General features: G+C 71.8%; 11 protein-coding genes. 9 read left to right on the forward strand and 2 right to left on the reverse strand.

The genetic code is table 11. The features are described from left to right. Positions 1–234: 234 nt before the first annotated feature. Entirely contained in the window at positions 235–2,889 is a 2,655-nt protein-coding gene (locus BLT82_RS24970) for a cation-translocating P-type ATPase (protein ID WP_208868026.1), read from the forward strand. Between the two features lie 112 nt (positions 2,890–3,001). After that, complete coding sequence (locus BLT82_RS24975; protein WP_093658613.1) at positions 3,002–4,717, forward strand: GAF domain-containing sensor histidine kinase; 1,716 nt, start codon at positions 3,002–3,004, stop codon at positions 4,715–4,717. A 19-nt stretch (positions 4,718–4,736) separates the two neighbouring features. On the opposite strand, the gene BLT82_RS24980 is transcribed toward BLT82_RS24975, so the two are convergent. Next, complete coding sequence (locus BLT82_RS24980; protein ID WP_093658615.1) at positions 4,737–5,417, reverse strand: response regulator; 681 nt, start codon at positions 5,415–5,417, stop codon at positions 4,737–4,739. Positions 5,418–5,510: 93 nt separating this feature from the next. Continuing rightward, positions 5,511–6,191, reverse strand: a complete 681-nt coding sequence (locus tag BLT82_RS24985) for a CBS domain-containing protein (RefSeq protein ID WP_093658617.1) — start codon at positions 6,189–6,191, stop codon at positions 5,511–5,513. A 384-nt stretch (positions 6,192–6,575) separates the two neighbouring features. On the opposite strand from BLT82_RS24985, the gene BLT82_RS24990 reads away from it, so the two are divergent. From BLT82_RS24990 to BLT82_RS25020, 7 genes are all read left to right on the forward strand, one after another. Further along, entirely contained in the window at positions 6,576–7,097 is a 522-nt protein-coding gene (locus tag BLT82_RS24990; RefSeq protein ID WP_093658619.1) for a hydrogenase maturation protease, read from the forward strand. Positions 7,098–7,281: 184 nt separating this feature from the next. After that, positions 7,282–8,451 (forward strand): 4Fe-4S dicluster domain-containing protein, encoded by a 1,170-nt coding sequence (locus BLT82_RS24995; protein ID WP_093658621.1) that lies wholly within the window; start codon positions 7,282–7,284, stop codon positions 8,449–8,451. After that, positions 8,448–8,933 (forward strand): cyclic nucleotide-binding domain-containing protein, encoded by a 486-nt coding sequence (locus BLT82_RS25000; RefSeq protein ID WP_093658623.1) that lies wholly within the window; start codon positions 8,448–8,450, stop codon positions 8,931–8,933. The genes BLT82_RS24995 and BLT82_RS25000 overlap by 4 nt, the downstream gene beginning before the upstream one ends. Then, positions 8,930–9,736: an FAD/NAD(P)-binding protein gene (locus BLT82_RS25005; RefSeq protein ID WP_093658625.1), complete on the forward strand. Its 807-nt coding sequence runs from the start codon at positions 8,930–8,932 to the stop codon at positions 9,734–9,736. Before BLT82_RS25000 ends, BLT82_RS25005 begins: the two co-directional genes overlap by 4 nt. A gap of 1 nt (position 9,737) precedes the next feature. Further along, positions 9,738–10,529, forward strand: a complete 792-nt coding sequence (locus BLT82_RS25010) for an NADH-quinone oxidoreductase subunit B family protein (protein ID WP_093658627.1) — start codon at positions 9,738–9,740, stop codon at positions 10,527–10,529. Next, the gene (locus BLT82_RS25015) at positions 10,526–11,908 is read left to right on the forward strand and encodes a Ni/Fe hydrogenase subunit alpha (protein ID WP_093658629.1); all 1,383 of its coding nucleotides are present in this window, start codon (positions 10,526–10,528) and stop codon (positions 11,906–11,908) included. Before BLT82_RS25010 ends, BLT82_RS25015 begins: the two co-directional genes overlap by 4 nt. 187 nt (positions 11,909–12,095) lie before the next feature. Further along, positions 12,096–14,795 carry a bifunctional acetate--CoA ligase family protein/GNAT family N-acetyltransferase gene (locus BLT82_RS25020; protein WP_093658631.1) on the forward strand — a complete coding sequence of 900 codons (2,700 nt, stop codon included), beginning with the start codon at positions 12,096–12,098 and terminating at the stop codon, positions 14,793–14,795. Positions 14,796–15,078: the final 283 nt, after the last annotated feature.

The raw sequence follows: 15,078 nt of genomic DNA on the forward strand, positions 1-15,078 counted from the left end.
CCAGCCTGCGCCGGGACCACCGCCAACGGGCAGGGCTGATCGGCCCCCGGCCGGAACCGACCGGCCCCCCGACCACCACGCCCGGAACGGGCAGGATGAGATGAGAGCCCGTCCGCCCGGCTCCGACCCGGAGGACTCGAACCGCGGTCCCGTCCACGGAGGTCGAGCCGTCCGAGACGGGCCTCGCCAGCGGTACGAACCCGGACCACCCTGCCGAACCGACGGGAGGGGAGCGTGACCTCTCATCGCACGCGGATCACGGCGCCCGACGACACACGGCCGGCCGGTCTGACGGACGAAGAAGCGGCGCGCCGGCTGCGTGAACACGGTCCGAACGAGGTGGAGGCGCGTCGGAGGCCGTCCCTCCACAGCCGCGTACTGGCCCAGCTTCGCGATCCGCTGATCATGGTTCTGCTCGGTGCGATCGTCCTGACCGTCGCGATCGGGGACCATGCCGACGCCGTGGTGATCGCCCTGGTCGTCGTCGTCAACACCACCGTGGGTGTCGTCCAGGAGATCAGGGCCGACAACGCCGTTGCGGCACTCTCGGCGCTGTCCGCACCGGCCGCACGCGTGGTGCGGGACGGATCCGACCGGGAGGTGCCGGCCAGGGACGTCGTGCCCGGGGACGTGCTGCTGCTCGGTGAAGGCGACATCGTGGCCGCCGACGCACGACTCGTCGAGTCGTCGTCACTCCTGGTGGACGAGTCCATGCTGACCGGGGAGTCCGTTCCGGTCGACAAGGACGTCCGCTCCGGGATACCCGGCGCATCGGTCCTGAGCGCCGGGACCGTCACCGTCAGGGGCAGGGCCGTGGCCGAGGTCTTCGCCACGGGTGAGGGCAGCGCACTCGGCCGGATCGCGTCCCTCCTGGAGGGCCGGACCGAGCCCACCCCTCTGCAACGCCGACTCGCTGCACTGGGCAGGGTGCTGGCTCTCGTCACCGTGGCCCTGTGCATGCTGGTCTTCGCCCTCGGGCTGTTCCGGGGGCTGCCGCCGGACACGATGGCCGTGACGGCGATCAGTCTCGCCGTCGCCGCCGTACCGGAGTCGCTGCCGGCCGTCGTGACGCTCGCGCTCGCGCTGGGCGCGCGACGGATGGCGGCACGGCACGCCGTGGTACGCCGGCTGCCCGCCGTCGAGACCCTCGGTTCCGTGACCGTCCTGGCCACCGACAAGACCGGGACGCTCACCGAGGGCCGGATGGTGGTGGAGCAGATCTGGACCCCCCGCGGGCGGGTGGAGTTCACCGGGGTCGGATACGAACCGAGGGGCGAGGTGCGCATCGCCGGAAGAACGGCGAAGGCCGCGGAACTCGGGCCCGTTCGTGATCTGCTGACGGTCGCGACGCTGTGCAACGACGCCGCCCTCCGGCCGCCCGACGGGAGGGGAGGATCCGGTGGCCGCTGGACGGCGCTCGGGGATCCGACCGAGGCCGCGCTGCTGACCGCAGCGGCGAAGGCGGGCTGCGAGGAGCGAAGCCTCCTCCGGGAGAGATGTCCGAGGACCGGCGAAGCGCCGTTCGACAGTCTCCGGAAACGGATGACCACCGTGCACAGGACGCCTTCCGGGCGGTCGCTCGTCTGCCTCAAGGGCGCGCCGGAGGCCGTGCTCGATCCCACCGTGCTGGACGACGGCTCCGAGCTGCTGGCCGAAGCACGGCAGGAGGCGGCACACCTGGCGTCCCGTGGCTTCCGCGTCCTCGCCGTGGCTTTCGGGGAGCGCTCCGGACGACCGCCGAGGGCCTCGGAAGCGGAGCACGGCCTGCGGTTCCTCGGTCTGGCCGCCATCAGCGACCCCCCGAAGCCCGCAGCGACCGCGACTCTCGCCGCCTGCCGGGCCGCCGGGATCACCCCCGTCCTCGTCACGGGGGACCATCCGGCGACCGCCCGTGCGGTGGCCGCACGCGTCGGACTCGTGGATCCGGAGGACTCCACCGAGGCGGTCGCCACCGGAGCGGACCTGGCGGCCGGCCGCATCGGCGATCCGACTGCGGTGAGGGTCTTCGCCCGCACGGACCCGCAGCAGAAACTGGACATCGTCCGGGCGTGGCACGCCCGCGGCCACGTGACGGCGATGACCGGCGACGGCGTCAACGACGGCCCCGCGCTGCACGCCGCGGACATCGGCGTGGCCATGGGGCGCCGCGGCACCGAGGTCGCCCGGCAGTCGGCCGACCTGGTACTCACCGATGACGAACTCGCCACCGTCGTGGCTGCTGTCGAGGAGGGACGACGGGTCTACGACAACATCCGCAGGTTCCTCGTCTACGCCCTCGCCGGGGGCACGGCCGAGATCCTGGTGATGCTCGTCGGCCCCCTGCTGGGGCTGGCCCTGCCGCTCCGGGCCGGCCAGATCCTGTGGATCAATCTCCTGACCCACGGCCTCACCGGCGTCGCGGTCGGCGCGGAGCCCGTGTCCCCGCAGGCCATGCACCGGCCGCCTCGTCCGCCCGACCAGCATGTGATGGGTCACGGCCTGTGGCAACGCGTGCTGTTCCTGGGCGCCGTGGTGACCGCGGTCTGTCTGGTCGTCGGGCTGGTCGCGCGCGCCGTCGGCTCCCCCTGGCAGACCGTGCTCTTCCTTTCCCTGCTGGCGGCCCAGCTGGGCGTCGTGCTGGGACTGCGCAGCCGCCTGTTCACGCGGGAGAACCTCTTCCTCCCGCTGTCGGTACTGGTGTCGGCAGCCCTCGGCGTCGCCGCGGTGTACGTCCCCTTCCTGCGTTCGGTTCTGGAGACGCGCCCCCTCGAAGCGATGGAGGTGGGACTCGCGTGCGCCGCGGGCCTGCTCGGCTTCGCCGCGGCACGCTCGAGCCGACAGCCATGGCTGGGACGGCTCACCGGGCACGCCACCGGGGACGGACGCCCGCACCCCTTCTCCCCGTCATGAGTGATCCGCGTGGCCCGCGCCCCTCGTGGACCGGCGCACGGGGGCCACCTGGGGTGGAGCGGTAACGTAGGAGAGACGAAGGGTTCCCCTGTGTGACGCGGCGGGAGAGCGCATGGGCGAGGACATCACGGCGGCGAATCGTGTCTCGCGGCTGCGCCTGGACGAGCTGCTGGACGAGCTCGAGGGGCGCATCGACGAGGTGCGCGAGACGAGGGACCGCCTGAACGGTCTTCTGGAAGCCGTGCTGTCGGTGGGACGGGAACTCGATCTCCCCCAGGTGCTCCAAGGGATCGTCGAGGCCGCGGTTTCCCTCGTGGACGCCGAGTACGGGGCTCTCGGGGTGATCGGGGACCAGGACAGACTGGCGCAGTTCCTTCCCGTCGGCATCAGCGACGAACTGCGCGCCCGCATCGGCGACCTCCCCACCGGTCACGGTCTCCTGGGCGAGGTCATCCGGCACCCCGAAGCACTGAGGCTGAGCAACATCGCCGAGCACCCCGCGTCATCCGGATTCCCCTCCCACCATCCGCCGATGCGGACGTTCCTGGGAGTACCCATCAGGGTCCGCGACGAGGTGTTCGGCAACCTCTACCTGACCGAGAAGCGAGACGGCGCCGAATTCGACTCCGACGACGAAGCCGTCCTGTCCACGCTCGCCGTCGCCGCCGGCATCGCCATCGAGAACGCCCGTCTGTTCGAGGAGCTCCGTCTCAGGGGACAGTGGCTCGAGGCGAGCGCCGAGTGCACGAGCGCGCTGCTCTCCGGGACACCACAGGCCCAAGTGCTCGAACTGATGATCAATCGGGCTCGCGACATCACAGGAGCGGCCATCGGAATGGTCCACTTGGTCACTTCGGGGGGAGAGCTGCGAGGCGTCGTGGCTCTCGGGGACGGCGCCGATCAGCACCACGAGGTGACACTGCCGGCGGAGGGCACACTCGCGGGCCTCGCCCTCGCGGAGGGCGCTCCGGTCAGGAGTCCCGACGTGGCCAACGACGCCCGTTTCACCCTGCGGGCCGGGGCATGGAAGGAGTTCGGTCCCGCGGTGGCCGTGCCGGTGGGGACCAGGGAGAGGAACCGCGGAGTGCTGACGCTCGCTCGGCGTGCGGGCAGCCCGCCGTTCTCCGAGGAGGAGACCGCGCCCCTGTCCGGGTTCGCCGGCCAGGCCGCCGTGGCGCTCGAACTGGCGGACCACAGGCGGGAGACGGAACAGATGAGTCTGCTCGCCGATCACGACCGGATCGCCCGGGATCTCCACGACCTCGCCATCCAGCGCCTGTTCGCGACGGGGATGACACTGCAGAGCGCACAGCGCTTCGTCGACCACCCGGAGGCGTCGGAGCGGCTGGGCCGGGCCATCGACGACCTCGACGACACCATCAAGATCATTCGATCGACGATCTTCGGACTGCGGCAGCACGAGACACCCCGCAGCACGGGCGGACTCCGGACGCGGGCCGCGTGTCTGCTCGAAGAGCAGGCACACGCGCTCGGCTTCGCACCCGCTTTGCGCACGGAGGGCTTCATCGACACCGATGTTCCGGGCGATCTCGCGGACGAGGTCGTGGCGGTGCTGAGCGAGGCGCTCACGAACGTCGCGCGGCACGCTCGCGCCGACCGTGCGGAGGTCTCGATCGCGGCCCGGTCCGGAACGCTCACGGTGAGCGTCGTCGACGACGGGGTCGGCATCAAGGAGGGCGGACGGCGCAGCGGCCTGCGCAACCTCCGGGAGCGGGCGGAAAGTCTGGGTGGGGAGCTGACCGTCGCCCGCGGCGCGAACGGCGGAACCCGTCTGGAATGGCGTGTTCCGCTGCGCGGCCGGGTCTGACCAGCCGGCTCGAGCATGATCACTGCTGGTGCTCGTGCTGCGCCGCGATGACCGCGGCCTGGACACGGCGTTCCACGCCCAGTTTGGAAAGCAGTCGTGAGATGTGGTTCTTGACGGTCTTCTCGGAGAGGTAGAGCTCCTTGCCGATCTCACGGTTCGTCATTCCGCGCCCGATCAGCTCGAGGACCGCGCGTTCACGCGGGGACAGCACGGCGAGCCGTTCGTCCTCGGATGCCGGGGCTTCTTCCGGGGATCGCAGCGAGTGCATCAGACGAGCCGTGGTCGCGGGGTCGAGCATCGACTGGCCGGTGGCCACGGTTCGTACGGCGGAGACGAGGTCGGACCCCTTGATCTGCTTCAGCACGTACCCGGCCGCTCCGGCCATGATCGCGTCCAGCAGCGCGTCCTCGTCGTCGAACGACGTCAGCATGAGGCAGGCGAGCTCCGGCATGCAGGAGCGCAGTTCCCGGCAGACCGTGACGCCGTCACCGTCGGGAAGGCGGACGTCCAGCACCGCCACTCGCGGTCGCACCGCGGGCCCCCGCGCCAGCGCCTGCTGCGCTGTGCCGGCCTCGCCGACGACCTCGATGTCCGGTTCGGCGTCGAGCAGATCTCGCAGACCGCGCCGTACCACCTCGTGGTCGTCGAGGAGGAACACGCGGACGGGCGCCTCGGCCGAAAAGGCCGGTGCCTCGGACATGTCGGCCTCCTGACGGTGGGCTCGCCTCGTTGAGGATGCCGTATGCCGGACCCGGGCCACCAGGGCCGAACGGCCCCGGTGCGCGCCTGCGGGTCAGTCCTCCCCACCTTGTTGATCGGGGTGAGGTTGATCGGGGTGAGCGACGTTCGCGGTCAGATCCACGCGTATGTCCACCACGCCTTCCACCGCACGGACGGCCTTGGCCAGCAGGGGAACCAGCCGGCGGTCCCGTAGCTCCCCTGTGAGGGTGACCACTCCGTCCGTGACGGACGCGTCCACCCCGGCGGCGGCCGGAAGGTCCGCGAGGACGTGTCGACGGATGTCCTCGGCGAGGTCGTCGTCCGTGCGCAGGAACACTTTCAGCAAGTCGCTGCGGCTGACCACCCCCTCCAGCATGCCGACCCGGTCGACCACCGGGAGCCGCTTCACCCGGCGCCGTGCCATGATCCGCGCCGCCTCCGCGATGGTCGCCGCCGGATGGACGGTCACTGCGGGGCTCGACATCAGCTCACCGGCCGTCACCGCACCCGCCTTCCAGAGGTCCGACCGGGCCCCTTCGCCGAGCGTGGGGGCATCGAGGTGGAACTCCTCCTTCGGCAGGAGATCGGCTTCGGACACCACACCTATGACCCTTCCGTCGCCCTCCACGACCGGCAGGGCACTGACCTTCCACTGGTCCATCAGCTCCACGATCTCCTTGTACGCGGCATGACGACCCACCGCGACCGCGGTGTGGGTCATGACGTCGCTCACCGTGCGCGGAGAACCGGTCATGACAGTGCCCCTTCCTGTGTCGGCGGGATCCCCGGGCGGGCCGGAGCATCCGCGGCGCTCGCCGGTCACGAGGTGACGGGCGCGCGTGCAGCGTCCCTGCGACCACGCTGACCCTGCGCCCGGGCCGGGTGCATGGGCCGAACGGCCCCGGTGCGGGGGCCGCCCCGCCTGCCCTGCAAGAAGATGCCTTGTCCCCGCGCCGCCCGACCATGGATTCCGCATCCGCGTCCATGCGACACGTACGTCGATGCGCCGCTCCCTCGCCTGAATCGTCGACGATGGCTGCGGCGGATCTGCTCCGGCAGGAATGTCCGCCGGATCGGCCGGCACCGGATCCGGTGGAAACCACGACAGCGATGAGTCCGGGCGAGGAAGCAGGCATCGATGGAACCGGTCGCGCGCACGGCGGTCATCGGGATCGGCAACGAGTTCCGCCGGGACGACGGGGTCGGATGGGCCGTCATCGCCTCGTTGCAGGACCGGGCCGCACGGCGGCCGCTGCCTCCAGGCACCGTACTCGCACAGTCCGACGGGGACCCCGGCCGGCTGATCGGCCTCTGGGAGGACACCGCCCTGGCAGTGGTCGTCGATGCCTGCTTTCCCCCGTCGGCGCAGCCGGGGCGGACCCACCGGTGGTCCGGACACCCCGAGCGCTCCTTCCACTCGGCCGGCCCGGCACGCCACAGCACCCACGGACTCGGCCTCGCCGAAGCGGTGCGGCTCGGCGACATTCTCCGGCGCCGTCCTCTCCGCCTCGTCGTGTACGCCGTCGAGGGAGCGGACCGTTCGCTGGGCACGGGACTCACACCGGCGGTGGCACGCGCGCTGCCGGGTCTGGTCCGACGGATCGAGGCGGACATGGACCGGTACGGCGAAGTTCCGGCACACGGTCCGCGGGACGAATGAGTACCGGCGGGCACTCTCCGGGGACGAACCAAGGACACGCCGGGACCCATATCGGAGCCGGAGAGGCTGGTACCTGACACCCTGTCCACGACCGACAGCACACCGTGCCGGCCGTGTCCCAGCGGATCGTGGCGTAGGAGTCTGTGCCTCCCGGGCCGAACGGCCCCCGGACGAGCGGCGAACCATGACGGATCCCGAGAACACCGTTGCCGTCCCCGGCGCTCCGACCGAGGCGGTGCTCGACCGCGACGGACTGGACGAACTCGTCCGCGTCCTCGTACGCCGCGGCCGCACGGTGATCGGTCCCACCGTCCGTGACGGCGCCATCGTGCTGGACGAGCTGGAGTCGGCCGATGCGCTGCCTTACGGGTGGGGGGTCGAACTCGAGGCGGGGCAGTACCGGGTCCGCCGGCGTGCCGACCAGGCTGCCTTCGCGCACAGCGCGGGGCCGCAGTCGTGGAAGTCGTTCCTCCATCCGGAGCGCGTCCGCCAGTGGAGCGCCGAACGCCGCCCCGACGGCGTGCTGAGCGTGCGCCCGGAGGCACCCCAGAGCGTTTCGTACGCCTTCCTCGGCGTGAGGCCCTGCGATCTGCGGGCCATTCGGATCCTCGACCGGGTGATGGGCGGCGGCCGCTACCGTGACCCTGCCTACCTCTCCCGGCGAACGGGCGCCTTCCTGATCGCGGTCGAATGCACCGAGCCGGGTGCCACCTGCTTCTGCGTCTCGATGGGCACGGGACCGGCCGCGGACGCCGGATTCGACCTCGCGCTCACCGAGGTCGTGGACGCCGCGGGCCACCGCTTCCTGTGCCGCAGCGGCAGCCCGGAGGGGGCGGCGGTGCTCGCGGAGCTCCCGCGCCGCGACGCCGACGAGCCCACCCGCGCGGCAGCCGCCTCCGCCGTCAGCGAGGCGGCCGAACGCATGGGCCGGTCCATGCCGCCGGTGGACCTGCGCACGCTGATGCGGGACACCCTGGAGGCGGAGCGGTGGGACGACGTCACGGCCAGATGCCTGAGCTGCGGCAACTGCACCATGGTCTGCCCCACCTGCTTCTGCACGACCACCGAGGACGTGACCGACCTGACCGGCGACCACGCCGAGCGTTGGCGCCGCTGGGACTCCTGCTACGACCTGGACTTCTCGCTCCTGCACGGCGGTCCGGTCCGGGCCACCCCGCGCAGCCGCTACCGCCAGTGGCTGACCCACAAACTGGGCACGTGGCACGACCAGTTCGACAGCTCCGGCTGCGTCGGCTGCGGCCGGTGCATCGTCTGGTGCCCCACCGGCATCGACCTCACCGAAGAGGCGCATGCCCTCCATCAGGAGGCCACGCGGACGGAGAGCGCACCGTGACCCCGCAGACGGGCGAGCCCGCCGGCGGAGGAGCACTCGACACCCTGCCCGCCGAGCACCGCGGTCGCTTGATGGCCCTCGCCCACGAAGCCGCGTTCCCGAGCACCACGCGGATCTTCGAGGAGGGCGACGAGGCGGACCGCTTCTGGATCATCCGCTCGGGCACCGTCGCGCTCGACGTCCATGTGCCCGGCCGCGGTCGGACCGTCGTCGAGACCATCGGCAGGGGCGCCCTGCTCGGCTGGTCGTGGCTGTGCCCGCCCCGGCACTGGCACCTCGGTGCCGAGTCCCGGGGTCCGGTGCTGGCCTGGGAGTTCGACGCCGCCGCCGTGCGCAGCCTGTGTGCCGAACGCCCGGACCTGGGGCTGGCGTTGGTCACCGTCGTCGCCGAGACCATCGGCGACCGGCTCCGGGCCACCCGCACCCGCCTGCTCGACCTCTACGGGCCGCCGGGATCCCCGGAGGGCGGGGCCGGCCCATGACCCTCGCGCCCCTCCCCTACCGCGTCGTGGACCGCCGCGACGAGACGCATGACACCGTCACGCTCTCCCTGGAGCCGGCCGGGGAGGCCCTGGGCCCTTTCGCACCGGGCCAGTTCGCGATGATGTACGCGTTCGGCGTCGGTGAGGTCCCCGTCTCCGTGTCCCGCATCCCCGACGGGCAGCGGCTGACACACACCGTGCGCGCCGTCGGCGCCGTCACCCGTGCGCTGTGGACTCTGCGCACCGGTGCGTGGGTCGGCATGCGCGGCCCGTTCGGCACATGCTGGGACCTGGCGGCCGCCCGAGGCAACGATCTGCTCGTCATCGCCGGCGGCATCGGAATCGCGCCGCTGCGGCCCGCGATCGACGCGGTTCTCGCCGAGCCGCACGGGTACGGACGGCTGAACGTCCTCGCAGGTGCCCGGAGTCCCGCCGACCTCCTGTACCGGAACGAGTTCCCCACCTGGGAACGTCCGTTCAGCACCGTCACGGTCGACCGGCCCGACGACGACTGGACCGGGCGGGTCGGAGTCGTCACCACGCTCCTCGGCGAAGCCCACTTCACGCCGGCGGACACGACCGCTCTCGTCTGCGGTCCCGAGGTCATGATGCGCGCGACCGCCCGTGATCTGATCCACCGGGGGGTCCGCCCCGACCGCGTCCAGGTCTCCCTCGAACGCAACATGCGCTGCGCCACCGGCCACTGCGGGCACTGCCAGCTCGGCCCTCTGCTGCTCTGCCGAGACGGCCCCGTCGTCGGCTACGACCGGGCCGAACCACTGCTCTCCGTACGGGAACTGTGAGATGACCACCCCCACCACGTCCCGGCCGCCGTCCCTCCCCCGCTTGGGCGTGTTCAAGTTCGCCTCGTGCGACGGCTGCCAGCTCACCCTCCTCGACTGCGAGGACGAACTGCTCGGTATCGCCCACGAGCTGGACATCGCCCACTTCCTGGAGGCGTCCAGCGACATCGGCACCGGTCCGTACGACCTGTCGCTCGTCGAAGGGTCCGTCAGCACCCCCGAGCACGTGGAACGCGTGCGGCGCATCCGCGACCAGTCCCGCCACCTCGTCACCATCGGCGCCTGCGCCACGGCCGGAGGCGTCCAGGCCCTGCGCAACTACGCGAACGTCGAGGAGTACCTGGCGACGGTCTACGCCCGTCCCGAGTACATCGAGACACTCGCCACTTCCACCCCGATCTCCGCCCACGTACCGGTCGACTTCGAGCTGCGCGGCTGCCCCATCGACCGCGGGCAGCTCGTGGAGGTCATCACGTCCTTCCTCGCGGGGCGGAAGCCCGGCATCCCGAACCACGCCGTCTGCTTCGCCTGCAAGCGGCGCGGCAACGTATGCGTCACCGTCGCCCACGGCACGCCCTGCCTCGGCCCGGTCACGCACGCGGGCTGCGGTGCCCTGTGCCCGACGTACGGACGGGGCTGCTACGGCTGCTTCGGGCCGGCCGCGACGACGAACCTCCCGGCGCTCGTCCCCCTCATGCACCGCGACGGGATGAGCGACGAGGACGTCGGGAGGTTCCTGCACACCTTCAACGTCACGGCCTTCACCGCCGTGGAGGGGGAAGGACCCGGATGAGCGAGCCCCAGGCCCGGTCCCAGGTGCTGCGCGTCCCCGCTCTGTCCCGAGTCGAGGGGGAGACCGCACTGCATCTGCGCATCCACGACGGCGTCGTCACCCAGGCGCGGCTCGGCATCTACGAAGCTCCGCGGTTCTTCGAGGCCTTCCTGCGGGGCAGGGCCCATACCGAGCCGCCCGACCTGACCTCCCGCATCTGCGGGATCTGCCCGGTCGCCTACCAGCTGAGTGCCTGCCGGGCCGTCGAGGACGCGTGCGGCATCGTGGTCGACGGACAAGTCGCCGCCCTGCGACGCCTGCTGTACTGCGGCGAGTGGATCGAGAGCCAGACGTTGCACATCCACCTCCTGCACGCGCCGGACTTCCTCGGCCACGACGACGTGATCGGCATGTCCCGCTCCCACTTGGCACACGTCGAGCGCGGGCTGCGCCTCAAGCAGACCGGAAACGCCGTCGTCGAGCTGCTCGGGGGACGCGCGATCCACCCCGTCAACGTCCGCCTCGGCGGCTTCCACCGAGCCCCCACCCGCGCCGAACTCCGCCCCCTCACCGAGCGGCTGCGTACCGCCCTCGACGACGCCTGGGACACCCTGCGATGGGTCGCGGGCTTCGACTTCCCCGACGCCGAATGCGACGCCGACCTGCTCGCCCTCACCGAGCCGGGCACCTACGCGATCGAGTCCGGAACCCCGGCCGTCCTCCCGTACGACCGCGCGCTCCCGCCACGCGGCTTCCCGCTCCGAACCTTCTCCGAGCACGTCACCGAGGAGCAGGTCCCCCACTCCACGGCCCTCCACTCGCGGCTGGACGGCCGAAGACACCTCACCGGCTCCCTCGCCCGCTACGCGGTCAACGGCCACCTGCTCTCTCCGACAGCCCTCGAAGCCGCACGCGAAGCCGGACTGGGCGCGCCCCCGCTGGCGTCGCGGACCGAGGGCGCCGGGCCGGGCGAGGTCTGCAGGAACCCGTACAGGAGCATCCTCGTCCGTGCCGTGGAGGTCCTCTACGCCGTGGAGGAGGCCCTCCGGATCATCGCGGCGTACGAGCGTCCGGCCCGGTCCTACGTGGAGGTGCCCGCCCGGGCGGGCGTCGGGCACGGTGCGACGGAGGCACCGCGCGGCCTGCTCTACCACCGCTACGGCTTCGACGACGAGGGACGCGTCACCGACGCCTGCATCGTGCCGCCGACCGCTCAGAACCAGGGCGCAATCGAGGAGGACCTGCGCAGAATCGTCCAAGCCGGACTCGACCGCGGCGAGGAGTCCGAGGCCGAGCTCACCCGGCTGTGCGAGCTCGCCATCCGCAATCACGACCCGTGCATCTCGTGCTCGGCCCACTTTCTGGAACTGGACATCGAACGGACGCCGGGCCCGGCTTGAGCGGGTCTCCCCGCCGTGAGCGCGCCTCGGCGGCACGACGGAGTCGGCGATCTCCAGCTCCGGGCGAGGCGAGGGGGAGAGTGCCAGGGCCGTTCGGCCCCGTCGCTGCCCCGAGCAGCCCTCGGCCCGGCCGCTCCCGCGTCGGACTCTGGGTAGGGGCTCCGTTCGAAGGCTGCGGGAGTGGGACATGTCCGATGCCGACCCAGACCGGTCCGCCCGGACGGGGGGCGCCGTGCACGTGCTGCTCTCGGACGGCACCACCGTCCGCGTGCGGCCCGTCGAACCGGGTGACCAGGACGCCGTGCGGTGCCTGTACGAGGAGATGTCGCCGGAGAATCTGCGCCTGCGCTTCTTCACCCTCGGCCGCGACTCCGCCCGGAAGGCCGCCGACCGCTTGTGCGCCCATGTGCGACCCGGAGCTCGTGCCCTGCTGGCCGAATCGGGTTCCGAGGTCGTGGGGCTCGCCCAGTACGAACGGATCGACGGCGACCACGCGGACGTCGCCGTCGCCGTCGCGGACCGGTGGCACCACCGGGGCGTGGGAACGCTGCTCCTCGAACACCTGGTGTCCCTGGCGCGGGCCGACGGCATCACCGCCTTCGACGCCGACGCCCTGTCCGAGAACCACGACGTCCTCAAGGTGTTCACCGATCTCGGCCTGCCTGTCAGGAGGCACTTCGACGGACCGGAAGTGCACTGCGTCGTCGGGCTCGCCGTGGACGAGTCGTATCTCTCCGCGGTCGAAAGACGAGCGCGAACAGCCGACGTGGCCAGTCTGGAGCCGCTGCTTCGCCCGCGATCCGTCGCGGTGATCGGGCCGGGGCGCCACCCGGGGTCGGTGGGCCGGGCGGTGCTGCGCAATATCCGTACCCGCTACGCAGGGCGGCTGTACGCCGTGCATCCCGAGGCGTCGGTGATCCTCCACGTGCCGACCTACCACTCGGTCACCGCGCTTCCTCAGCCACCCGACCTCGCCGTCGTCGCCCTGCCCGCCCCAGCTGTCCCCACCGTGGCCGAGGAGTGCGGCGCCTGCGGCGTGCGTGCGCTGCTGGTCCTCTCCGCGGGGCTCGACGCCGAGCAGGGACGGGAGCTGCTGGCCGCATGCCGCCGACACGGCATGCGGCTCGTCGGCCCCAATTGCCTGGGCCTGACCAACACAGAGGACTCCGTACAGCTCGACGCGACGTTCGCCGCCGCCCCGCCCCGCCCCGGATCCGCAGGCGTCGCCGTCCAGTCGGGCGGAGTGGGAATCGCCCTGCTGGCCGGACTGTCCCGGCTGGGCATCGGAGTGTCGAGCTTCGTGTCGCTCGGCGACAAGTACGACGTCAGCGGCAACGACATGCTGCAGTGGTGGGAGGGCGACGGCAGGACCGATCTCGCATTGCTGCACCTGGAGTCGTTCGGCAACCCACGTCTGTTCTCGCGCACCGCTCGCCGCGTCACCCGCCGCGTTCCCGTGCTCACCGTCGATGCGGGCCGAACGGACGCCGGCCGGCGGGCCGCGGCCTCGCACACCGCGGCAGCCGCGTCCTCCACCGTGATGCGGCAGGCGCTCTTCCTCCAGGCCGGCGTCACGGCAACCCGCAGCATCGCCGAGCTACTCGAAACCGCCGCACTGATCCACGCGCAACCGCTCCCCACCGGACGCCGGGTGGTGGTCGTCTCCAACGCCGGCGGCACCGGCGTGCTGACCGCGGACGCCTGTGAAGAGGCCGGGCTGCGGGTGGACGCGCTGCCGAAAGGACTGGTGGAGCGGCTGCGCGCCGTGCTCCCGGAGGGAGCGTCGGCAGGCAATCCGCTGGACACCGGTGCGGCCGTGCCTGAGGCCGAGCTACGTGACTGCCTCGACCTCCTCGTGTGCGACGAGGAGGTCGAGGCAGTGGTGGTGTGCCTCGTGCCAACCGCCGTGGGCACGGCGACGGGCGAGGACCTGACACGGGCCGTGACCGATGCATCGGTACACGCGTCCTGCCCGCTCGCGGTGGTACTGCCGGACCAGGAGGCATCCGTACGTCTGCTCCCGGCGGGCAGCGGTGCGGTCCCCGCGTACGCCGATCCTCAGGCCTCCGCGCGGGCGCTGGAACACGCCGCGAGGCGTGCGGAGTGGCTCGCCCGGCCCGCCGGAACCGTACCCCCACTCGACCGGACCGACATCCGCGGGGCGGCGGCGGTCGTCGAGGCGTTCCTCGACCGTCATCCCACAGGCGGCTGGTTGTCCCCCCGGGACTGCGCGGCGCTCCTCGACTGCTACGCGGTTCCACAGCTGCCCTGGGTCTGGGCCGACAACGAGCGGGACGCGGCGGCCGGAGCCGCTCCGCTGATCGGGCCGGACGGCGCCGTTGCCCTGAAGGCCCATCGGCCGGGCCTGGTGCACAAGAGCGAGGAGCACGCGGTGCGGCTCGGCCTGCGCGGTGAAGAGCAAGTGCGTTCTGCGTACCGGGACTTCGTCGCACGCTTCGGGGACGGGCTCGAGGGCGTGCTGATCCAGCCCATGGCCGAGGGCGGGGTCGAACTCTTCGCGGGAGTCACACAGGACGAGGTCTTCGGGCCCGTGGTGCTGTTCGGTCTGGGCGGCACGGCGACGGAGGTACTGGGGGACCACGCCGCCCGGCTCGCCCCCTTGACGATCGAGGACGTCCGTGAGCTGACGGAGGCGCCTCGTTTCGCACCTCTGCTCCACGGCTACCGCGGCGCCGAACCCGTGGATCTGGAGGCGGTCGAGCAGCTGCTCCTGCGGCTCTCCCGCATGTCCGCGGACCTGCCACAGCTGGCCGAAGCCGACTTCAATCCGGTACTGGCGGGGTCGACGGGTGCGGTGGTGGCCGACGTCCGCGTACGGCTGGCCCCTCGCACACTCCATGACCCGTACCTGCGCCGACTGCGCTGAGGATGGCCGGAAGGCAGGCGGGACGAGTGGATGCGCAGCGGAAGAGAAGGGCTGACCGCGCTCCGGCTGCGGCACCGGGCAGCTTGGGACGGCGGGAGGGGCCCATCCGCTTCTCGCGGATCCTGATTGCGCGGTGCGCGATGGCGTGTCGGCCACTTCCACCGCTCCCCCGCGTCCCTCACGACCCCTCCCGTCATCTACAGGAAAGCAGTCCTCCCGGGGTGGGGACCAGGACCGACCGGGCCGACACTGCGGGCCGATCGGCCCATGCGGGCCTGCCCAT

The organism is Streptomyces wuyuanensis (genome assembly GCF_900103455.1).
GTDB lineage: Bacteria > Actinomycetota > Actinomycetes > Streptomycetales > Streptomycetaceae > Streptomyces > Streptomyces wuyuanensis.

Coding starts and splice junctions, on each gene's coding strand:
- BLT82_RS24975 (WP_093658613.1), top strand. CDS start 3,002: ATGGGCGAGGACATCACGGCGGCGAATCGTGTCTCGCGGCTGCGCCTG.
- BLT82_RS24980 (WP_093658615.1), bottom strand. CDS start 5,417: ATGTCCGAGGCACCGGCCTTTTCGGCCGAGGCGCCCGTCCGCGTGTTC.
- BLT82_RS24985 (WP_093658617.1), bottom strand. CDS start 6,191: ATGACCGGTTCTCCGCGCACGGTGAGCGACGTCATGACCCACACCGCG.
- BLT82_RS24990 (WP_093658619.1), top strand. CDS start 6,576: ATGGAACCGGTCGCGCGCACGGCGGTCATCGGGATCGGCAACGAGTTC.
- BLT82_RS24995 (WP_093658621.1), top strand. CDS start 7,282: ATGACGGATCCCGAGAACACCGTTGCCGTCCCCGGCGCTCCGACCGAG.
- BLT82_RS25005 (WP_093658625.1), top strand. CDS start 8,930: ATGACCCTCGCGCCCCTCCCCTACCGCGTCGTGGACCGCCGCGACGAG.
- BLT82_RS25010 (WP_093658627.1), top strand. CDS start 9,738: ATGACCACCCCCACCACGTCCCGGCCGCCGTCCCTCCCCCGCTTGGGC.
- BLT82_RS25015 (WP_093658629.1), top strand. CDS start 10,526: ATGAGCGAGCCCCAGGCCCGGTCCCAGGTGCTGCGCGTCCCCGCTCTG.
- BLT82_RS25020 (WP_093658631.1), top strand. CDS start 12,096: ATGTCCGATGCCGACCCAGACCGGTCCGCCCGGACGGGGGGCGCCGTG.